Annotated in this window: 26 protein-coding genes; 21 read left to right on the top strand and 5 right to left on the bottom strand. The window is 67.2% G+C overall.

Annotated elements, in window-relative coordinates:
• Positions 1 to 45: 45 nt before the first annotated feature.
• Both phbB and IBJ06_RS11555 read left to right on the top strand, forming a co-directional pair.
• On the top strand, positions 46 to 771 hold the full coding sequence (phbB, locus tag IBJ06_RS11560) for an acetoacetyl-CoA reductase (RefSeq protein ID WP_292160466.1): 726 nt from the start codon (positions 46 to 48) through the stop codon (positions 769 to 771).
• Between the two features lie 48 nt (positions 772 to 819).
• Positions 820 to 1611 carry a DUF4908 domain-containing protein gene (locus IBJ06_RS11555; protein WP_292160464.1) on the top strand — a complete coding sequence of 264 codons (792 nt, stop codon included), beginning with the start codon at positions 820 to 822 and terminating at the stop codon, positions 1609 to 1611.
• A 1-nt stretch (position 1612) separates the two neighbouring features.
• Here IBJ06_RS11555 and gloB read toward each other — a convergent pair whose 3' ends face one another.
• Positions 1613 to 2341, bottom strand: coding sequence for a hydroxyacylglutathione hydrolase (gene gloB, locus IBJ06_RS11550; protein ID WP_292160462.1), 729 nt, complete (start codon positions 2339 to 2341; stop codon positions 1613 to 1615).
• 47 nt (positions 2342 to 2388) lie between these two features.
• Between gloB and IBJ06_RS11545 the strand changes: the two genes are divergently transcribed.
• The 5 genes from IBJ06_RS11545 (at position 2389) to IBJ06_RS11525 (ending at position 7083) form a co-directional block, all read left to right on the top strand.
• Entirely contained in the window at positions 2389 to 3150 is a 762-nt protein-coding gene (locus IBJ06_RS11545) for a methyltransferase domain-containing protein (RefSeq protein ID WP_292160460.1), read from the top strand.
• A gap of 9 nt (positions 3151 to 3159) precedes the next feature.
• Entirely contained in the window at positions 3160 to 3666 is a 507-nt protein-coding gene (locus IBJ06_RS11540; protein WP_292160457.1) for a histidine phosphatase family protein, read from the top strand.
• On the top strand, positions 3663 to 4025 hold the full coding sequence (locus IBJ06_RS11535; protein WP_292160455.1) for a DUF952 domain-containing protein: 363 nt from the start codon (positions 3663 to 3665) through the stop codon (positions 4023 to 4025). The genes IBJ06_RS11540 and IBJ06_RS11535 overlap by 4 nt, the downstream gene beginning before the upstream one ends.
• Positions 4022 to 5053 (top strand): quinone-dependent dihydroorotate dehydrogenase, encoded by a 1032-nt coding sequence (locus IBJ06_RS11530; RefSeq protein ID WP_292160453.1) that lies wholly within the window; start codon positions 4022 to 4024, stop codon positions 5051 to 5053. Before IBJ06_RS11535 ends, IBJ06_RS11530 begins: the two co-directional genes overlap by 4 nt.
• Before the next feature lie 65 nt (positions 5054 to 5118).
• Entirely contained in the window at positions 5119 to 7083 is a 1965-nt protein-coding gene (locus tag IBJ06_RS11525) for an ATP-binding protein (RefSeq protein ID WP_292160451.1), read from the top strand.
• Here the strand turns inward: IBJ06_RS11525 and IBJ06_RS11520 are convergent.
• Positions 7080 to 7562 (bottom strand): peroxiredoxin, encoded by a 483-nt coding sequence (locus tag IBJ06_RS11520; protein WP_292160449.1) that lies wholly within the window; start codon positions 7560 to 7562, stop codon positions 7080 to 7082. The two genes, IBJ06_RS11525 and IBJ06_RS11520, sit on opposite strands and share 4 nt — an antisense overlap.
• Before the next feature lie 144 nt (positions 7563 to 7706).
• On the opposite strand from IBJ06_RS11520, the gene IBJ06_RS11515 reads away from it, so the two are divergent.
• The gene (locus tag IBJ06_RS11515) at positions 7707 to 8276 is read left to right on the top strand and encodes a YqgE/AlgH family protein (RefSeq protein ID WP_292160447.1); all 570 of its coding nucleotides are present in this window, start codon (positions 7707 to 7709) and stop codon (positions 8274 to 8276) included.
• 27 nt (positions 8277 to 8303) lie between these two features.
• Positions 8304 to 9311: a D-cysteine desulfhydrase gene (locus IBJ06_RS11510; protein ID WP_292160444.1), complete on the top strand. Its 1008-nt coding sequence runs from the start codon at positions 8304 to 8306 to the stop codon at positions 9309 to 9311.
• A 6-nt stretch (positions 9312 to 9317) separates the two neighbouring features.
• Here the strand turns inward: IBJ06_RS11510 and IBJ06_RS11505 are convergent, their stop codons facing one another.
• Positions 9318 to 9692, bottom strand: coding sequence for a DUF2200 domain-containing protein (locus IBJ06_RS11505; RefSeq protein ID WP_292160441.1), 375 nt, complete (start codon positions 9690 to 9692; stop codon positions 9318 to 9320).
• Between the two features lie 73 nt (positions 9693 to 9765).
• Between IBJ06_RS11505 and IBJ06_RS11500 the strand changes: the two genes are divergently transcribed.
• Genes IBJ06_RS11500 through IBJ06_RS11475 form a run of 6 tightly spaced genes read left to right on the top strand, consistent with a single transcriptional unit; the run spans position 9766 to position 14096 of the window.
• Positions 9766 to 10461 carry an amino acid racemase gene (locus IBJ06_RS11500; protein ID WP_292160439.1) on the top strand — a complete coding sequence of 232 codons (696 nt, stop codon included), beginning with the start codon at positions 9766 to 9768 and terminating at the stop codon, positions 10459 to 10461.
• 4 nt (positions 10462 to 10465) lie between these two features.
• A complete protein-coding gene (locus IBJ06_RS11495; protein WP_292160438.1) occupies positions 10466 to 11398 on the top strand; it encodes a nucleoside hydrolase in 933 nt (310 codons plus the stop codon).
• Positions 11395 to 12252 (top strand): ribokinase, encoded by an 858-nt coding sequence (locus IBJ06_RS11490; RefSeq protein WP_292160437.1) that lies wholly within the window; start codon positions 11395 to 11397, stop codon positions 12250 to 12252. The genes IBJ06_RS11495 and IBJ06_RS11490 overlap by 4 nt, the downstream gene beginning before the upstream one ends.
• Before the next feature lie 55 nt (positions 12253 to 12307).
• Positions 12308 to 12505: a hypothetical protein gene (locus IBJ06_RS11485; RefSeq protein ID WP_292160436.1), complete on the top strand. Its 198-nt coding sequence runs from the start codon at positions 12308 to 12310 to the stop codon at positions 12503 to 12505.
• A 42-nt stretch (positions 12506 to 12547) separates the two neighbouring features.
• A complete protein-coding gene (locus tag IBJ06_RS11480; protein ID WP_292160435.1) occupies positions 12548 to 12862 on the top strand; it encodes a hypothetical protein in 315 nt (104 codons plus the stop codon).
• Positions 12863 to 12920: 58 nt separating this feature from the next.
• On the top strand, positions 12921 to 14096 hold the full coding sequence (locus IBJ06_RS11475; protein ID WP_292160434.1) for an aspartyl/asparaginyl beta-hydroxylase domain-containing protein: 1176 nt from the start codon (positions 12921 to 12923) through the stop codon (positions 14094 to 14096).
• 3 nt (positions 14097 to 14099) lie between these two features.
• Here IBJ06_RS11475 and IBJ06_RS11470 read toward each other — a convergent pair whose 3' ends face one another.
• Positions 14100 to 15281, bottom strand: coding sequence for a zinc-dependent alcohol dehydrogenase family protein (locus tag IBJ06_RS11470; RefSeq protein WP_292160432.1), 1182 nt, complete (start codon positions 15279 to 15281; stop codon positions 14100 to 14102).
• A gap of 182 nt (positions 15282 to 15463) precedes the next feature.
• On the opposite strand from IBJ06_RS11470, the gene IBJ06_RS11465 reads away from it, so the two are divergent.
• From IBJ06_RS11465 to IBJ06_RS11455, 3 genes are all read left to right on the top strand, one after another.
• Positions 15464 to 15901 (top strand): thioesterase family protein, encoded by a 438-nt coding sequence (locus IBJ06_RS11465; protein ID WP_292160429.1) that lies wholly within the window; start codon positions 15464 to 15466, stop codon positions 15899 to 15901.
• 113 nt (positions 15902 to 16014) lie between these two features.
• A complete protein-coding gene (locus IBJ06_RS11460) occupies positions 16015 to 16449 on the top strand; it encodes a hypothetical protein (RefSeq protein WP_292160427.1) in 435 nt (144 codons plus the stop codon).
• A 27-nt stretch (positions 16450 to 16476) separates the two neighbouring features.
• The gene (locus IBJ06_RS11455) at positions 16477 to 16896 is read left to right on the top strand and encodes a hypothetical protein (protein ID WP_292160425.1); all 420 of its coding nucleotides are present in this window, start codon (positions 16477 to 16479) and stop codon (positions 16894 to 16896) included.
• Between the two features lie 557 nt (positions 16897 to 17453).
• Here IBJ06_RS11455 and IBJ06_RS11450 read toward each other — a convergent pair.
• Positions 17454 to 17927: a hypothetical protein gene (locus tag IBJ06_RS11450; protein WP_292160423.1), complete on the bottom strand. Its 474-nt coding sequence runs from the start codon at positions 17925 to 17927 to the stop codon at positions 17454 to 17456.
• A gap of 322 nt (positions 17928 to 18249) precedes the next feature.
• On the opposite strand from IBJ06_RS11450, the gene IBJ06_RS11445 reads away from it, so the two are divergent.
• Genes IBJ06_RS11445 through IBJ06_RS11435 form a run of 3 tightly spaced genes read left to right on the top strand, consistent with a single transcriptional unit; the run spans position 18250 to position 19606 of the window.
• Positions 18250 to 19023: a YebC/PmpR family DNA-binding transcriptional regulator gene (locus tag IBJ06_RS11445; protein WP_292160421.1), complete on the top strand. Its 774-nt coding sequence runs from the start codon at positions 18250 to 18252 to the stop codon at positions 19021 to 19023.
• Between the two features lie 38 nt (positions 19024 to 19061).
• Positions 19062 to 19313 carry a hypothetical protein gene (locus IBJ06_RS11440; protein ID WP_292160419.1) on the top strand — a complete coding sequence of 84 codons (252 nt, stop codon included), beginning with the start codon at positions 19062 to 19064 and terminating at the stop codon, positions 19311 to 19313.
• On the top strand, positions 19310 to 19606 hold the full coding sequence (locus IBJ06_RS11435; protein ID WP_292160417.1) for a type II toxin-antitoxin system RelE/ParE family toxin: 297 nt from the start codon (positions 19310 to 19312) through the stop codon (positions 19604 to 19606). The genes IBJ06_RS11440 and IBJ06_RS11435 overlap by 4 nt, the downstream gene beginning before the upstream one ends.
• The last annotated feature ends 19 nt before the right edge of the window (positions 19607 to 19625 follow it).

Raw genomic sequence — 19625 nt, 5'->3', positions numbered from 1 at the left:
GGCGCACGCAGACGCTCCCCGCACCGGAAACGCGAAGGACTGCATATGGCACGGGTGGCACTGGTCACCGGGGGAACCCGGGGCATCGGCAAGGCAATCGTTCAACGCCTGAAGGAAGACGGCATGGCCGTCGCCGCGGGCTATTCCGGCAATACCGAGGCGGCCGAGGCCACGGCTCGCGAGCTGGGCGTCATGGTGGTCAAGGGCAACGTCGGCTCGTTCGACGACTGCGCCCGCGCCGTTCAGGAGGTCGAGGCCGAACTGGGACCGATCGAGGTGCTGGTCAACAATGCCGGCATCACCCGCGACGGCTTCTTCCACAAGATGACCGCGGACCAGTGGTCCGATGTGATCCGGGTGAACATGGATTCCGTGTTCAACATGACCCGCCAGGTGATCGGCGGCATGCGCGACCGGGGCTTTGGCCGGATCGTCAACATCAGCTCGATCAACGGCCAGAAGGGTCAGATCGGCCAGACCAACTATTCCGCCGCCAAGGCCGGCATGATCGGCTTCACCAAGGCTCTGGCGCTCGAGAATGCGAGGAAGGGCGTCACCGTAAACTGTATCGCTCCGGGCTATATCGACACAGAAATGGTCGGGGCCATGGACCAGAAGGTGCTGGACGCCATCATCGCCCAGATCCCGGTCGGACGGCTGGGCAAGGGCGAGGAGATCGCCGACATGGTGTCCTGGCTGGCCGGGGAACGTGCCGGATATGTCACAGGCTGCACCCTGTCGCTGAACGGCGGTCAGTATCTGGTTGGCTGAGCCGGCCTTGCCTAAAATCTGCCGGGGTGGGGAGTCATCCCTCAATCCATGAACAGCGGGAGACAGGTCGGAGCGACACGGCGCCCGGCACCCCTTGCCGTAACGGTGGGGGTGATGGTCTTCGGCTGGCTGTGCCTGGCCCTGCCCGGCCATGCCCAGGTCAGCGCCAACTTCCAGAGCGAGGACTCCCGGTCCCAGAGGGACAGGGGCCCCGCCACCAGCCTGCCCGACAGTGGTCGCTATGTGTCCGAGACCGGCCAGGGCTTTATTCTTGATCGGTCTGGCAACGGGACGCTGATGCGGTTCGACCGCTCGACCGAGGTCTGGGTGCTGCGTCCGTCGCCGGCTCCGCGCGGGGATGTGATTTTTCGCAACGATGCCGGGGATCAGGTTCTCCGGGTGACCCCCAATGGGGGTATGACCCTCTACACGACCGCCGCCCCGCAGGGCGCGCCGGTCTCTCTGGCCGGTCCTGCGCCGGAACTGCTGGCCCCCACCCTGACCGCCTTTCAGCTGATGGACTTCATCCTGCGCCAGAGCGACCGGGCCACGCGCGCGGTCGGTGAACTAGTCGTGGTGGACATGGATATCCAGCCGGGCTCGGAGGCGGTGGCCACCGATGCCCTGTCGACGGCGGTGGACGCCATTGTCCGCATGGCCCGCTCGCCCAATCTGCGGCGGGATGTGGCCCGGGTCCGCCGGATCATCATCACGGACGTCGGGCCGCGTCAGGTCAGTTTTTCACGGGGCACGCTGCGGATCGTGATCGATGCCGATGCCGGTTTCGCCGGTCGCCCGTCCTCGGCGCGGATCGTGCGGGTCATTTCGGAAACGCAATAGATCAGCCGCGAAAGCCGTCCTTGGCCGCGCGTCGCTCGGCAAAGGTCGCGGCGTCTCCGGCGGTCAGGAACGGGTTGAACCGCCGCTCGGCACCCAGGGTGGTGGGAACGGTCGGCTGGCCTGCCTCGATCCGGCGCATGAGGCCCGCGACATGGTCGCGCAGCTCGGAGCGGTCATCGACGCTCAGGGCAAACCGGGCATTCGACGCGGTGTATTCATGGGCGCACCAGAGGACCGTCTTATCCGGCCACGCCATCAGCGCCGAGAGGCTGGCCCACATCTGGTCGGGCGTGCCTTCGAACAGTCGCCCGCAGCCGAGCGTGAACAGCACATCGCCAACAAAGGCCGTGTGCCCCTCGACATCATGCAGCACCACATGGCCGAGCGTATGGCCGGGGGCGGCGGTGACCCGAAGCCGGGTCTGACCCACGGACACCGTGTCTCCATCCACGATCACATGGTCGAGGGGGGCGGCGCGACGGACCTCCTCGGGCCCGTGAATGACGCAGCCCGTGGCGGCCTTCAGCGCGGCATTGCCGCCCGTGTGGTCCGGGTGCCAGTGGGTGTTGAGGATCAGGTCCAGACGGCCCCATCCCAGACCCTCAAGCTCCTCAAGGATCCGGTCGGCATCGGGGGTGTCGATGGCGGCGACGGTGCCGGTGGCCCGGTCGCGGACCAGCAGGCCGTAGTTGTCCGACAGGCAGGGGAACAGGTGCACATCCAGAGACATGGCCCGGACCCTAGCAGGGACGGGCAGTCCGGGGCTATCCTCCGCGCATGCGGATGGCCATCGAGGATCTGAGACTGTTCTATGGCGAGCCGTCGGGACGGCTGGTCCGGCGGCTGCTGGCCGAGCGGCTGGAGACCGCCTGGGGTGAGGCTGAGGGGCTGGATGTTCTGGGGCTGGGTTACGCCACCCCATGGCTAGGGGCCTTCGTCGGCGCGCGCCGCCTGATCGCCGCCATGCCTTCGGGACAGGGGGTCGAGGCCTGGCCACGGGGGGGCCGCAACCGCTCGGTGCTGGTCGATGACCGGGCCCTGCCCTTTGCCGCCGGCAGTTTTGATCGCGTGCTGGTGGTTCACGCCCTTGAGGAAGCCGATGACGTCCGCGCCCTGATGGCCGAGGCGATCCGGGTGCTGACGCCTGCGGGCCGGATCATCCTTGTCGCCGCGGCGCGTGGCGGCCTCTGGGCCCGGGCCGAGAGCACCCCCTTTGGTCACGGTCGCCCCTTTACGCGGCGTCAGCTGGAGCGTCTGGTGCGCGAGGGAGGGCTGGAGCCCGCCGCCTGGTCGCAGACCCTTTATGTGCCCCCCTGGCCGGTGCTGTACGGCATGGCGGACGGCTTCGAACAGATCGGCCGCCGGGTGGTGCCGGGAGCGGCCGGTCTGATCCTGCTGGAAGCCACACGGCATGCCTATGCCCGGGTGCAGCCGGTCGGGGTCGCCGAGCGGGTCCCGCTGCGGGGCGCGGTCCTTCAGCCCACGCCGGCGGGCCGCGGCGCAAGCCGGGCTCTGGTCCAGCCGTGCGAACACGCCTAGATCGTCGCCATGCACCGACTGATCCTGATGCGCCATGCCAAGGCCGAACGCGGCTCTCCCTCCGGGCGGGACAAGGACCGACCCCTGGCGGCCCGCGGTCGCGAGGATGCCGTGCGCGTCGGCAAGGCGCTGGCGCTCCGCAGGCTCAGGCCGGACCGGGCGCTGGTGTCCGGGGCCGCGCGGACCCGCCAGACCTGGGATATCGTCCATGACAGCATGGGGGATGTCGAGGTGGCCATCATGGACGACCTCTACGAAGCCGACCCCGATCTCCTGCGGGCCCGCATCGAGGCCGAGATGGACGCGGCCGGCTGTCTGATCCTGATCGGACACAATCCCGGTATCCACCAGCTGGCGGTCGAACTGCTGATCGAGGGGGCAGCGGCACCCTCGGTTCTGGAGCGCCTCAGCAGTGGTTTTCCGACCGGCATGGCTGCGATCTTTTCGGTCGATGCCGCCGGGCGATATGCCCTGGAGGGCCTGATCCGGCCCGACGATGCCGGGGCGGAGGCGTGACCGGTCCCGAGGTGATCTTCAAACTGGTGGATGCCGGGGACTGGCGGATCGCAACGGCGGACGGAGCCTATCCCGGATCGGCTGTCGACCTCCGCGACGGCTATATTCACATGTCGACCGCCGACCAGCTGGACGAAACCGCGCGTCGGCATTTCAGCGGCATGCGTGACCTGCTGAAGGTGACGATCCGGGTGGCGGCGCTGGCCGCCCTGCCAGACGAGGGCCTGCGCTGGGAGCCTTCTCGCGGCGGAGCCCTGTTTCCGCATCTGTATGCGCCGCTGCCATTGTCCGCTGTGCAGGCGATTGAGCCCTGTCGCGTGGATGCGGACGGTCGACTGGTCCTGGAGGACAGGGCATGAGCCTGCTGGACATCGGCACCGCCCTGCTGAGGCGGCTGGATGCCGAACGCGCGCACGAGCTGGCGATCGCGGGGCTCAGCCATCTGCCGCTGGCAGTGGCACCGGACGATCCCGTGCTGAAGACCGAGGTGGCGGGCCTGAACCTGCCCAACCCCGTCGGCCTCGCAGCCGGACTGGACAAGAACGCGGTCGCCATCCGGGGTCTGGCCGGGCTGGGGTTCGGTTTTGTCGAATGCGGCTCGGTGACGCCCCGCCCGCAGGCCGGCAACCCCCGCCCGCGCCTGTTCCGGCTGGAAGAGGACCGGGCCATCATCAACCGGATGGGGTTCAACAACGATGGACTGGAGGCTTTTGCCGCGCGGCTGGAGCGACGTCCGCCCGGGATCGTGGTCGGGGCCAATCTGGGTGCCAACAAGGATGCCGCAGACCGGATCGCCGACTATGAGACGGGGCTGAGACGGCTGGGGGGACTGGCCGACTATCTGACGGTCAACGTATCCTCTCCCAATACACCCGGCCTGCGCGGCCTCCAGACGGTCGAGGCGCTGGAGCCCCTGCTGGCGCGGATCCGGGCGGCGCGGCCGACCAATCGGCCCGTCTTTCTGAAGATCGCGCCGGATCTCCCGGGCGAGGACATCGGCCGGATCGTGGAGGCCAGCCTGGCGCATGGGCTGGATGGACTGATCGTGTCGAACACCACCCTGGACCGTCCCCCCTCCCTGAAGTCCGCCCATGCCGGGGAGGCCGGGGGCCTGTCGGGCGCACCGCTTCAGGCCCGCGCTGCCATGGCGCTGGCGGCGGCGGTCGAGGCCTCGGCCGGGCGCCTTCCCCTGATCGCTGTCGGCGGGATTTCCGATGGTGCAGAGGCCTATGCCCGCATCCGGGCCGGGGCCAGCGCAATCCAGCTGTATTCCGCCCTGATCTTTGAAGGGCCCGGACTGGTACGCCGGATCAAGCAGGATCTGGCCGCCCGCCTGCGCGCCGACGGATTTTCCACAGTCCGGGAGGCTGTCGGCACCGCGCGTTGACGGAGCGTTAGGGCTGCCCCGTCACTATGGCGGAAAGGGCTTGAAGCCCGCTCACGGGGATGCGCATGTCCATGACAACGGCCGACTTGTCGTCAGGCTGGGTCGAAGCGGTCCGGCAGCGTCGCAAGGCGTTGCTGCAACGGCTGGGCATGGGCGCGGCCAGCGCCCTGGTCTTCAGTCCGATTCTGGGCTGGGATTTTTCGGCCCTGTGGGTGGCGGGCTATTTTCTTGTCCAGGTGCTGGACCTGTGGGTCTTCGGGCCGGTTAACGGGGGGCGCACGGAATCGTTCGGCCCCCTGCGGTTCTCTGCCGCATCCGCCATGCTGGTGCTGAACGCGGCCTATTTCGGCAGCCTGTCGGTGCCCCTGTGGCTGGTCGGCGGGCCGATGGGCGGGGTCTGTGCCGCCATCCTGCTGTCTTCGGGGGCCATCTATGCCGTGGTCAACGCGCCCCGGTCGCGGACGGTCCTGGCGCTCAGCATTACGCCGCAGTTCCTGTATCTGGCGGCGACCCCGGTCTTCATGGTGATATTCGGTGCCTCGGCGGCCTTCGCCACGGCGGTCGCCATCGCCATCACGGTCTTCATGGCCTACTGCCTGAGCACCTGGCTTCGCATGGAAACGTCGCGAAAGGCCGAGGCGGCCGCCCGGCTCGACGCCGAACGCCGTAGGGTCGAGGCGGAGCGCGTCATGGAAAGCCGCCAGGCCTTTCTGGCGGCGGTCGGGCATGATCTTCGCACACCGATCAGCGCCATCCTGGCCGGGGCCGGAGTTCTGCAGGAAGGCGCCGGCGACTGGACGGCCCGCAACCAGGCCCAGCTGATCACCGATGCGGGGCTCATGATGAAGTCCCTGCTGGATGACCTGCTGGACCACGCCAAGATCGAGGCGGGAGGCATGACCGTAGAGGTCAATGACTTCAACCTGCGGTCCCTGATCGCTCAGACGGCGCGGCTGTGGCAGGGGCCAATCGCGTCGAAGGGGCTGAAGCTGCGGATCGAGGGCTCGGCCCACGTCCCGGCGCGGGTACGCGGCGACGCCATGCGCCTGCGCCAGGTGCTGAACAATCTGATCTCGAATGCGGTGAAGTTCACGGACAGCGGCAGCATTACCCTGAAGCTCACCGTGTGGGACGAAGAACCGTCCGGCCACGCCATGCTGATCGAGGTCAGGGACACCGGGCCGGGCATGACGTCGGCCCAGATCACCCGTCTGTTCCAGCCCTTTGACCAGACCGCCGAGGGGGTCAGCGCGCGCCATGGCGGCACGGGACTGGGGCTGGCGATCAGTCGCCACCTGACGGAATTGATGGGCGGGCGCCTGACCGCGCGCAGTCATCCGGGCACCGGCTCCAGCTTCACCGTCGCCATCAGCTTCCCACGCGCCCTTTCGGACAGTCAGGACCTGCCGACGCTGGACCGTGCCGGTCGCGAGGTGGTGGCCCGCGCCCTCGGGGGCTTGCCCGCGTCGGCTCCGGTGGCCGAAACGTCCCGCGAGGACGCTCCGGCCGGGCCGTCACCCCTATCTGAAGTGGCTCCCGAGCCCGCGCCCGTGCCGGACCCTGAGCCGGTCGACTCCGTGGACGAAGGGGCCGACGACGACGCCCCCATGCGGGTGCTGGTGGTTGACGACCATGACATCAACCGTCGCGCCATACAGTTGATCCTGCAGCCGCTGGGTTGCGAGGTCACGACGGCGGCCGACGGCATGGCGGCGCTGAAGGCCTGCGATGCCCAGACGTTCGATTTGATCTTCATGGACGTTCGCATGCCCGAGCTGGACGGCCGCGAGACCACACGCCGTCTGCGCGCCTCGGACAATGCCAACGCCCGGGTGCCGGTCATCGCCGTGACCGCCGATACCAGCCCTGACGATATCACCGCCTGTGCCGATGCCGGCATGACCTATTTCGTGCCCAAGCCGATCACGCCGGCGACCCTGCTGGGCGCGGTCAATCACGTCATGAACGGCGAGACGATCCAGGGCTCGGGCCAGAGCCCGGCCCCGGACCGGCTGGAGGCGGTGGCCTAAAGCTGGCCCAGCAGGTGTTCGGCGGACGACACCTTGAACTCGCCGCCCTGCTCGATGTTGAGCTGCTCGACCACGCCGTCCCTGACCAGCATGGAGTAGCGCTGCGAGCGCTCGCCCATGCCAAAGCCCTTGGCGTCCAGGGTCAGACCCACTGCACGGGTGAACTCGCCATTGCCGTCGGCCAGCATGAGGATCCTGTCGGCCCCTTCCTGCGACTGGGCCCAGGCCCCCATGACGAAGGCGTCGTTGACCGAAACGCAGGCGACGGTGTCCACGCCCTTCGATTTCAGCGTCTCGAGGTTCTCGGCGAAGCCCGGCAGGTGACGCGCCGAACAGGTCGGGGTGAAGGCCCCCGGCACGGCGAACAGGGCCACGGTCTTGCCGTTGAAGATTTCCGAAACATTGACCGGCTTCGGCCCCTCGGAGGTGGCCTTCATCAGGGTGGCTTCAGGCAGGCGGTCACCGATGTTGATCGTCATGGGAAAGTCTCCGCTGGGGGTTGGGCCGGTCGGGCCGTTCCCGACCAGATAGACACGCGACCGGTCCGGGCCAAGGGTTCATCGGGTAGGGGTGCACGAAACTGTGTCCTTGCGTCCGGCGGGGACAGGTCCGATGATCAGGGGATGGACGGCTTCTCCTCCCTCGCCGGTCGCCTGCTGATCGCCATGCCCGGCATTGATGACGAGCGCTTTCGTCAAGCGGTGATCCTGGTCTGCGCCCACGGTCCGGATCACGCCATGGGCGTGCGCATCGACCAGCCCCTGGTCGGCGTCGACCTGTCGACCGTTCTGGAAAAGCTGGACCTGCCGCCCCCGGCCGAAGGCTATGAAGCCCCCGTGCTGGCCGGCGGGCCGGTCGAGCGGGAGCGCGGCTTCGTGCTTCATACGGATGACTGGATTTCGGACGGCACCAGTCTGGCATTCGGCGACGGCCTGGCCCTGACCGGGACGCGCGATGTGCTGCTGGCCATGTCGGACCCGGTCTCGGGCCCGCGTCGCTCGCGCCTGATGCTGGGCTACGCCGGCTGGGACGAGGGTCAGTTGGAGGCCGAGCTGACGGAAAACATCTGGCTGACCGCCGAGGCCGATACCGAAATGGTGTTCGACGACGACCACGAGACCAAATGGACGCGCGCCCTGGCCGGTCTGGGCGTCGATGCCGCCCGTCTGTCCGGCACGGGTGGTCGCGCCTGAGCCCTGACCCTCTGCGGAGTTTCCTGCATGCATCTGGCCCGCTTTCCCCGTGTGCGCCTGGCGCATCTGCCGACGCCACTGGAGCCTCTGCCACGCCTGTCAGAGGAACTGGGTATCGACCTGTGGATCAAGCGGGATGACTGCACCGGGCTGGCGGGCGGCGGCAACAAGACCCGCAAGCTGGAGTTCCTGCTGGGCGACGCCATGGCGCAGGGGGCCGACACCCTGGTGACCCAGGGCGCGGTCCAGTCGAACCATGTGCGCCAGACGGCCGCCGCCGCTGCTGCCCACGGCATGGGATGTCGCATCATCCTTGAAGAGCGCACCGGCTCGAAGGCCCACGACTATCTGGCCAACGGCAATGTGCTGCTGGACCGTCTGCTGGGCGCCGAGGTGCGTTTCGTGCCGGGCGGCACCCTCATGCCGGCCGAGCTGGAGATCGAGGCCCAGCGGGCCAGGGCCGCCGGCGGTCGCCCCTATGTGATCCCGGGTGGGGGCTCCAATCCGATCGGCGCGCTCGGCTATGTCGACTGCGCCCGCGAGATCGTCGTCCAGGCCGATGAGCTGGATCTCAAGCTCGATGCCATCGTCACTGCCACCGGCAGTGCCGGGACCCAGGCGGGTCTGGCGGCGGGCCTCGCCCTCATGAACCTGCACTGGGAGGTCCGCCTGTTCGGTATCGGCGTGCGCGCCCCACGGGACCGTCAGGAAGAAATGGTCTTCAACCTGGCCTGCGCCACCGCCCGGCAGTTCGACCGCGACGGCATCGTCCACCGCGAATGCATCCACGCCAACTGCGATTACGTCGGCGAGGGCTATGGTCTGGTCGATCAGGGGGTGATCGACGCGCTCAAGCTGGCGGCCCGGACCGAAGGTCTGCTGCTGGACCCGGTCTATTCGGGCAAGGCGATGAAGGGGCTGATTGATCTGTGCCGCAAGGGCGTGTTCGAGACCGGCGACACCGTGGTCTTTCTGCACACCGGCGGGGCCCAGGGCCTGTTCGGCTACGAGAGCGTGGTGGGCGCGGGGCTGTAGGCGCGGCTAGACCGATCCCCGCAGGATCTTTTCCATCGCCTTGCCCCGGGCCAGTTCGTCGATGAGTTTGTCGAGGTAGCGGATCTCGCGCATCAGGGGCTCGGCGACCTCTTCCACGCGGATGCCGCAGATCACGCCGGTGATGCTCTCGCGGGCCGGGTTCAGGGCGGGGGCCAGGGCGACGAAGGTCTCGAAGTCGGTCTTCGCCGCGATCTCAGCCTCCAGACCCGCCTGGTCATAGCCGGTCAGCCAGCGGATGATCTGGTCGACCTCGGCCTTGCTGCGTCCCTTCTTTTCCGCCTTGGCGACGTAATGCGGATAGACGCTGGCGAAGCTCATCCGATAGACCCGGTGGCCGGGGGTCGCGTCCTTGTTCGTCATGGTCATCTCCCTCCTTCCCAAGGCATAAGGGGGAGGCTGGCGCGATTTGGCAAGCGACGGGCGGGAGCGGCGGATGAAGGTGCTGGGCGTTCTGGGCGGGATGGGACCGGCGGCGACGCTCGCCTTCCTGGCGCGGCTGCAGGCCCTGACGCCCGCAACCTGCGACGAGGATCACATCCGCGTGCTGATGGACATGAACCCGCAGGTGCCCAACCGCCACCGCCATGAGCCGGACGCGAAACGGGTGCTGGGCGAGATGGCCGTCCGCCTGCGCGACATGGGAGCGGACGTCCTGGCCATGCCGTGCAACACCGCCCATGCTCACGCCGGAGCCATCCGGGCCAGCGGCCTGCCCTTCATCGACATGGTGGCCGAAACGGCCGCCGAGGCGGCGCGCGGCGGAGCAAGGCGGATCGGCGTGCTGGCCACCCCGGGTGGCGATGCCCTGTATGCGGCGGCGCTGCAGGCCCTGGGCGTGGAGCCCTTGCGGCTGGACGCTCGCCGGCAGCGGGCTTTTCTGAAGGCGGTGTTTCAGGTCAAGGCGGGCGATGTCGGCCCGGCTCCGCAAGCCCTGATGCGGGATCTGGCCGCCGGTCTGGTCGAGGCCGGCGCGGAGATCGTGATCGGCGGCTGCACCGAGGTTCCCCTGCTGATCGGGGCCGATGACGTGGCGGTGCCGCTGGTGGACTCGGCCGAGGTGCTGGCGGCGGCCTGTGTCCGGATCTGCCGGGAAGAGATTGCAACCGCGGGCGACGCGCGGCAGGGGTAGACGAATGACCCCGACCCCCCTGATCATCGATTGCGATCCCGGCGTGGACGATGCCGTGGCGCTGCTGACCGCGTTCGGAACGCCCACGCTCGACCTGCTGGCCATCACCACGGTTGGCGGCAATGTGCCTGTCGCAAAGACCGCGCGGAATGCCCGCATCCTGCGCCAGATCGCCGGTCGCGAGGATGTGCCGGTGTTCACGGGTGCCGAACGACCCCTGCGGCGCGACCCCATGGGGGCCGGCGAGTTTCACGGGGCCGAGGGGCTGGGCGACATGGCGCCGTTCGAGCCCGCAGTCGGCTGTGCGCCGGACGGAGCGGTCGAGGCCATCATCGAGACCGTCATGGCCCGGCCGGAGAAGACCGTGTCGCTGGCGGTGCTGGGTCCGCTGACCAATCTGGCCCAGGCGCTCCGGGCCGAGCCCGGACTGGCAGAACGGCTGGGACCGGTCGCGGTCATGGGCGGCGCGCGGTCCGAGGGCGGCAACATCACGGCCTCGGCCGAGTTCAACATCTGGGCCGATCCGGAAGCGGCGGCCGAGGTGCTGGCCAGCGCCTGCGACGTCGTCCTGTTCGGGCTGGATGTCACCCATCAGGTGCGGGCGACCGAGGGTCGGATCGTGGCGCTTGAGGCGCTGGGCACTGAGCCAGCCCGGGCAGCCGCCTCCATGATGCGGTTCTCGCAACGGGTCGAGCGCGAGACCGTCGGCTGGGAGGCGCCGCCGATCCATGACCTGTGCCCCGTGGCCTGGATGATCCGGCCGGAGCTGTTCACCCTCAGGCCCTGCCATATCGCGGTCGAGACGATGAGTGACCTGACCCGGGGCCATACGGCGGTCGAGTTCCGTGACGGCGTGGCCGGGCCGCTGCGGCACCGCTGGGCGGACAGGGTGGATGCGGACGGGGTGTTCGCCTTGCTGGCGGAGGCGGTGCGATGAGGATCGTCGTGGTCGGGTCGATCAATGTCGACATGGTGGCGACGGCGCCGTCCCTGCCGCGCGCGGGCGAGACGGTGACGGGGGCTGTGCTGGCGCGGCATCCCGGCGGCAAGGGGGCCAATCAGGCGCTGGCCGCGCGGCGTCTGGGCGCCGAAGTCGCCCTGATCGGGGCGGTAGGCGAAGGCCCCTTGTCGGATGAGGCCTTGGTCCTGCTGGAAGAGGCGAGGGTCGACCTGAAGGGCGTCGGCAGCGCAGAAGGGACGCCGACCGGGGTGGCGCTGATCGCGGTGGACCCCAGTGGCGAGAACCAGATCGTGGTGGCCTCGGGCGCCAATGATCAGGTGCGCCCCGAGCATCTGCCGGCCCGGATCGAGGACCCGCTGATCGTGCAGCTGGAACTGCCGGTCGAGACGGTCGAGGCGGCGGTCGGGCGGGCCACGGGGTTCGTCTGCGCCAATCTGGCCCCGGCGCGGCCGGTGTCCGAGGCCCTGCTGCGTCGCTGTGACCTGATCGTGGTCAATGAGACCGAGGCGGCCTTCTATGGCGACGCCCTTCACTCGGGTGGAGGGCAGGTGGTGATCACCCGGGGCGCGGAGGGGGCCAGCCTCTACCGGAGGGGCGCGGTGGTGGCCGAAGTCGGCGCGCCTGTGGTGGAGGCGATCGACGCCACGGGTGCGGGGGATGCCTTCGTCGGGGCGATCACCGTGGCGCTTCTTGAAGGTCAGGCGGTGGACGCGGCGCTGCGGTTCGCCTGTGCGGCCGGGGCCCTGGCGGCCACCGTGCCGGGGGCCCAGCCGTCGCTGCCGACGCGGGAAAAGGTCGAGGCGCTGCTGCATCTCCGCATGGTCTGGTGAACGGTCTGGCCGCTGGGGGGTTGTGCCTTCTGAAGGCTAACCAAGGAGACCCGCCATGACCGATGCCGCCCAGAAGGCCGAGGCCGAAAAGGCCATGAAGCTGAAGGCCGAAGCCGCACCGCCCGCCCATCCCGATCCGGGCCGGACCGCCGGCGAAGGGATGCACCCGGGTGAGGGCAGTGGAACCCCCATGGGCGCGCTGGACGCCGAGGGCCACCGGCCTGTGCTTGAACGCTCGCGCAAGGTACGCTGAGCCGCGCAGCCCTACAGACCCATCCATTATTCAGGGAATTCCATGCAGATTCAGATCAACACCACGAACGACGTCGACGGACGCGCCGCCCTGCTCAGCCATGCCGAGGACCAGGTGCGCCAGCGCCTGTCGCGCTTTGAATCGCGCCTGACCCGGATCGAGATGCACCTCGGCGACGAGAACGGGGCACGCAACACCGCCGGCGACAAGCGTTGCGTGCTCGAGGCCCGGCCCACCGGTCTGGCGCCCGTGACCGTCACCGATCACGGCAATACGCTTGAGGAAGCCATGAGTGGGGCGCTCAAGAAGATGGTCAACAGCCTTGAGACAACGTTCGGGAAGCTGGCCACGCATTGAGCGCAAGCGGTTGGCCGCAGCCTTGGAACGGGGCGCCGGGCGCTTTAGACACGGGGGCATGACCCAAGATGATATGACCGCCACCCTCGCCAGCGCGCGTGCCGCGCTGACAGAGGGCCGTTCGAAAGAGGCTCTTGATGCTGTCCGTGCCCTGATGGATCGGGGTGGAGAGGGACCGGCCCTATATGGCCTTGAAGCTCAGGCTCTGCTGAAGACCGGGGACGAATCTGGCGCGGAGGTCGCGGCCGACCGCGCCCTGTCGCTGGATGTGCGCGAGGCCAGGGCGCTCTGTGTCAAGGGAGATATCCTGAGTCGGCGTGGCGAGTTTCGCGACGCCAATGCCTATTACGGAGGCCTGATGCGGCTGCTGGAGGGCGCGGCGCCATCACTGGATGCCGACCTCAGAGAGGGGCTGGAAAGGGCGCGAGCGCTGCGACAGCGCCTGACCGGAGACATGCTGCAGACCCTGCAGGCTGAGTTACGCGGCGCGGGATTTAGCGAGGAACGATCGCATCCTCGGTTTCGGCACGCGCTGGATCTCGCCCTGGGTCGCAAGGCCCTCTACATGCCCCAGCCCAAGGCCTTTTATTACCCTGAGCTGCCCGCATCCCAGTTCTATCGGCGCGAGGACTTCCCCTGGATGGACAGGGTCGAGGCGGCGACCGAGGCCATGCTGGGCGAACTCAACGGCGTGCTGGGGCAGGAGAATGAGTCGTTTGCGCCTTATGCCCAGACCATGCCGAACATGCCCAAACCGCCTGGCGACCTGCTGATCGACAGCATGGACTGGAGCGCCTGCTTCCTGTGGCGGGACGGGCAGGAGACCGCCTATGCAACGCGCTGCCCGCAGACCATGGCGGCGCTGAAGGATGCCCCGCTCTGCCGGATCAGGGGACGGTCGCCGCAGGTGATGTTCTCACAGCTGAAGGCGGGGGCACGTATCCCGCCGCACCATGGCTATGTGAACACGCGGCTGGTCTGCCATGTGCCGCTGATCGTGCCGGACGGTTGCCGGTTCCGGGTCGGCAATGAGACCCGGCACTGGAAACGGGGCGAGGCCTGGGTGTTTGACGACACCATCGAGCATGAGGCGATGAACGACAGCGCCTCGGACCGGGTCATCCTGATCTTCGACATCTGGCATCCGGCCTTGTCGGAAGAGGAGCGCCATCTGGTCGGGACCCTGCTGGAGGCCATGGACGCCTATTCGCCCAACCCGGCGACCTGGGAGTAGGCGTCAGAGGGTCACCACCAGCCGGGCGACGGAGCCTTCGGCCAGGCGGTCGAAGCCCTCGTTGATGCGGTCCAGCGGCAGGCTGCCGCTCATCAGCCGGTCGACCGGCAGGCGGCCCTCACGGAACAGGGCGACATAGCGGGGCAGGTCGCGCGAGGGCACGCAGGTGCCGATGTAGCTGCCCTTCAGGGTGCGTTCCTCGGCCACCAGTCCGACGATATTGACCGGGAGTGTGGCATCGGGCGGGGGCAGGCCCGCAGTGACCGTCGTGCCGCCGCGGCGGGTCATCTTCCAGGAGGCCTCAAGCGCGCGGGCCGAGCCGGCCATCTCGACCACAACCTCGGCTCCGCCGCCGGTCAGGGCGCGAACCTGCTCCACCGCGTCGGCATCGCCAGCATTGACGGTGTGCACCGGGCCGAGGGTGCGGGCCAACGCCAGCTTGTCCTCGCTGAGATCGACGGCCACCACGGGCGAGGCGCCGCAGGCCAGCGCCCCCAGCACCGAGGCCAGACCCACGCCGCCCAGCCCGACCACGGCCACCGACTGGCCGGGCCGGACGCCTGCCGTGTTCACCACCGCCCCTACGCCGGTCAGCACGGCACAGCCGAACAGGGCCGCCTGATCGAAGGGCAGGGCCGGGTCGATGCGGATCAGCGACCGGCGCGAGACCACGGCCCGCTCGGCAAAGGCGGAACAGCCCAGATGGTGGTGCAGGACCTCGCCCCCGACATGCAGCCTTTGGCCGCCCGTCAGCAGTTCGCCCCGGCCGTTGGCGGCGGCGCCCGGCTCGCACAGAGCGGGGCGGCCCTCGGCACAGGGCGAGCAGTGGCCGCACGAGGGCATGAAGACCATGACCACATGATCGCCGACCGACAGGTCATCGACGCCCTCGCCCAGGACCTCGACCTCGCCGGCCGCCTCATGGCCCAACGCCATCGGCAGGGGGCGGGGCCGGTCGCCGTTGATGACGCTGAGGTCGGAGTGACAGAGCCCCGCGGCACGGATGCGGACCTGCACCTCGCCCGGTCCGGGCGGGTCGAGCGTCACGGTCTCGATCGAGAGTGGGCGGCTGTCGGCATAGGGGCGGGCGGCCCCCATGGCGCGGAGAATGGCGGCGCGGGTTTCCATGCCCGCATGCGGACCCGTTGACGCGGCGTCCGTCAAGCCCGGGTCGGCGACCGGCATGGAGTGGAGTCTCCGAAATCAGACTCCACTTTCTCCAACTGCAACACCTCCTGTGACGGCTTCCATCCCGCCGATACTGGCACGCCCGTCCGTCAGAAACGGTCGGAGCCGCACTGCCCACGCAAGGCTGGAGCAATCCCGCGTTATCGCCTACGACTTGAAAAAAAAGCGGGAGGTTACAGGTGACAGGCACGATCGAACGGACGCGGCGCGAGGACTACAAGCGGTTCCAGGCCATTTCCACGCGGTGGATGGACAATGACGTCTACGGCCACGTCAACAATGTCGTCTATTATTCGTGGTTCGACACGGCGGTGAACCGGCTGCTGGTGGTCAACGGCCTGCTGGACATCCATGAGGGGTCGGTGATCGGTCTGGTGGCCGAGACGGGCTGTCGCTACTTCGCCCCGACCGCCTTTCCGGACGAGATCCAGGCGGGGGTTCGCGTCGCCCATGTCGGGACCAGTTCGGTGCGCTATGAGATCGGTCTGTTCCGCAACAAGGAGGAGGAGGCCGCCGCCGTCGGCCACTTCGTCCACGTCTATGTCGACCGTGAAACCAAACGTCCGGTGCCGGTGGACGACAAGATGCGCGGGTTCCTTGAGAGCCTTCGCGCCTAGGGCGGGTTCGCATTGGTGGATCGCGGTGCCCTCCGAAAAGCGGCTCGCGGAATGTCCGCTAGGGGTGGAAAGCGGACGTTGGCTGACAGCCGCATGGGAGCTAGGCTAGCATAATGAAACAGCTATCTGCGCTTGAGATGGCCGCTGCTGTCGCTCTGGCAGAGCAGATCAGCCCGGATGAAAGCCGTGCTCTCATTGAGCAGTTGAGAACCGCTGAGGTTTCGGCCCGCGAGTTCACTGGGGTCGGTTTCTACACGGAGTTCACTGTGGACAAGTCGTTGCAACCCGCAGTCGTCACCGTCAGCCCGGGAGGATGGCTTCGCTCTGAAGTAGGGCCGGACGCCTACCCCTTGGAGTTCATGCTCTATGTCAAAGACGGCTACGCAGGAGTGATCGAGGCCTACAGCTATTTCGACGGCTACGGTGACATCGACCTTTTGACCGCATCATTTACCCCACCTAGGGCCATCGATCCGCCGAATGCCGGGGTCAGCTCAGGGTCGAGAGCCGACCGTGGCCTGGAGGTGGAAAGCGGACACTTGCCGTGACACGCTCAGCCGTGGGAGAACAATCAGATGATTGGCATCTTTTTGGCGGCGATCTCGTCCGACGCAGGGCTCTCGCAGCATATCAGCGATCCTCCATTCGAGATCACGATTAGTCAGCCCGAGACGTCATCGTCAGTATTGCAGGTGCGCTTTCTCAACACTGGATCACACCCCATCTGCTTTGCGCTCAACAACGGTGCGAGGTTGTTCGATATTCAACGCTCGGGAGTTTCACTGCCTCTCAAAGATGGCCTCCCGAGTGCTCCGCCGCCTTCGTGTTTTGTTGTCCAACCCGCCGAGATGCGGACGGCAGACTTTGACCTTGGAAGAGCATTCCCCGCGCTCAAGCGCGACGACCGCGCATGCTTCAACGCATGGTATCGGCGGCCTGAGGACCAAGTTCACGAGACCGATGTATGGGTTTGCAACCTGCTTGACCGGGGATGATTTCGGTCCGCTTTGGGTGGAAAGCAGCCAGTCGCATAAAGGTGGATAGCGGACGTGTTGCCGCTAAGGTCCGCGTCCGGGAGGTCAACGAGCTATGCAGGAAAGAATTAGCGTGCGCCGGGCCGCTTGGACGGGTGTCATGTGGGTCAACGGGTCGGTGCTTGCGGCTTACGGCTTGGGCTTCGCAATCTTGGCCTGGGTTATCTTGGCTAACCCAGGGGTTCTGGACCGACTAGGTCCATGGTCACTGCTCCTATTCCTCTTGGCACTCGTATGGCCGTGGCTAGTCTGGTCTGTTCAGGTGACCCGCTGGAGGCTTTGGGCCTACCGGAGGGTCTCTGACTTAGACGCCCTAAAAGCACAGGCCGTTGCCCTAGGAGTGATATGGCCAAGCGGCCACTGGTTCGAAAAGACCGAATGGCGAACGCGCGACCAAGCACTGGAACTCGAACGTGTTGAGCAGATTAAAAGCTCGGCTCGGAACGAAACCTAGGTCCGCTATGGGTCGGAAGCCGACGGTCGCTTGGGGGTGGAAAGCGGACGTGCCGATCTGACCATCAGGGAAAGGCGCGCGCCAAGGATATGAGTGCTATCGCTCTAGGGGTTTCAACCAGTTCAGCATGGACGATCCCGAACTCACCGAAACGATTGCCCAAGACAAGGACCACGGTGTCACCGACGCTGTTTTGCGGGCCATACCAACCCTGATTTGGCATCCCGTCACAGCGAGACGAGATCACCAGTTCTCCTGTGCTCACTTGTTCGATCACATTTCCACTCAGCCCTTCGACCGCGCGGAAGGTGATGCGGGGCGGCCAATAGGTCTCAGCGTCAATCTCGACCACTTCGGCAATCTGGACCGTGGATGCTTCACTCAGGATCATTTCCCGGTAGCTGGCTTCCCGTTCTGCCTCGCTCGGCGGAGTCCAGTTTGCCGGTCGACGGCAGGCCTGCGCAGGGTCGGCAGTCATGAAAATCGCCGCCGCAACCGCGCCAAACATGATCGCTTTCGTGGTGAGGGTCCGGGTCATTGGATCGTCTCCGGCTCGCAAGCTGGAAGCGGACATCCGGAGGCCAAGAGACGAACACAGCCATGCCAACCGGTGCGCCCGTTAGGGGCGAGCTTCTCTAACCCCAACAAAGTCCGATACGAGGCCCAAAGATGCAAGGCCTGAGCTTAGGGCAGCTATGGGTCGGGAGCGGACATTGACTTGCCGCTAGCAAGCGGACCCTTGGCATCGGCGGTTTATGGGTACACACCCTGGCCCGTCGCGCGGCCATGGGTGACAAGCGTGCCGCGCCGGGCTATGCGGCGCGCCTCACATTTCCCTTGAGACTGCCGAGACGACGACCATGGCCGGCCACTCCAAATTCAAGAACATCATGCACCGCAAGGGCCGCGCCGATGCGCAGCGGTCCAAGCTGTTCTCCAAGCTGTCGCGCGACATTACGGTGGCGGCCAAGTCGGGCTTGCCGGACCCGGCCATGAACCCGCGCCTGCGCCTGGCGGTCAACAATGCCAAGGCCGAAAGCCTGCCTAAGGATGTGATCCAGAGGGCCATCAACAAGGCCTCGTCCGGCGACGTCGATACGATGGAAGAGGTCCGCTATGAGGGCCGTGGCCCGGGCGGCGTCGGCATCATCGTCGAGGCCCTGACCGACAACCGCAACCGCGCCGCCTCGAACATCGGCACGGCCTTCAAGAAGAACGGCGGGGCGCTGGGCGAAATGAATTCCGTCGCCTTCATGTGGGATCGGGTCGGCAAGATCACCTATCCGGCCGAGGCGGGCAGCGAGGATGCGGTCATGGAGGCCGCCATCGAGGCCGGCGCCCAGGACGTCGAGAGCGATCTGGAAAAGCCCGACATCTATGAGGAGGCTCCGGGCCACACCATCTGGACCGCCTTTGAGGACCTGAACGAGGTGGCCGAGGCCATGTCGAAGATCCTCGGCGATCCGAAGTCGACGGCCATCGTCTGGAAGCCCCAGTCGCTGGTGCCGGTCACCGGCGAGGCGGTCGGCACGCTGATGAAGCTGCTGGACGCGCTGGATGCCGAAGACGACGTCTCGAGCGTCTATTCCAACGAGGATATCTCGGACGAGGATGCGGCGAAGTTCGCGGGGTGATGCTGGCACAGCACCGGTTTTTGGCATAGGTTTGCCGCATGACCGTTCATGTGACCGTTCCCGTGGATGAAGCCGTCAAGGCGGACCTCGACGCATGGGCTGAGTCGCGGGGTGTCTCCGTGGGCACGGTCTTGTCGCAGATCGTCGAGGCGTTCGTGACGGAGCGGCGCGAGATAGAGGCCGCAGTGGCTGAGGCACGGGCGGACATCGCGGCGGGTCGCGTTCACAGCCACGAACACGTTGTCGCCCGCCTGAAAGCCCGCCGGAGTGACTGGCGCGCCGCTGAATGAGGTTGATCTGGACGAGGCGAGCGGAGTCTGATCTTCGCGACCACGTCGACTTCATCGCCCGCGACAGTGTCAAAGCCGCCATTGAGGTCGAGGACCGCGTTCTCGAAGCCGTCGCGGGATTGGTTGAGTTTCCCAATAAAGGCCGGGTCGGCGAGACGAAGGGGACGCGGGAACTGCCTGTCAGTCGAACATCCTTGCGCGTCATCTATTCGCTGGCGGACGGCACCGTCGAGATCCTGCACGTCCGGCATATGGCGCGGGGGCCGTTAGACGATTCGGGCGAGAGAGACTGACGGGAAACCGGCACGCGAA

It is taken from the genome of Brevundimonas sp. (assembly GCF_016742135.1).
GTDB lineage: Bacteria > Pseudomonadota > Alphaproteobacteria > Caulobacterales > Caulobacteraceae > Brevundimonas.
Note: the sequence above shows the minus strand (reverse complement) of the source record. Positions and strands in the feature narration are given on the sequence as shown.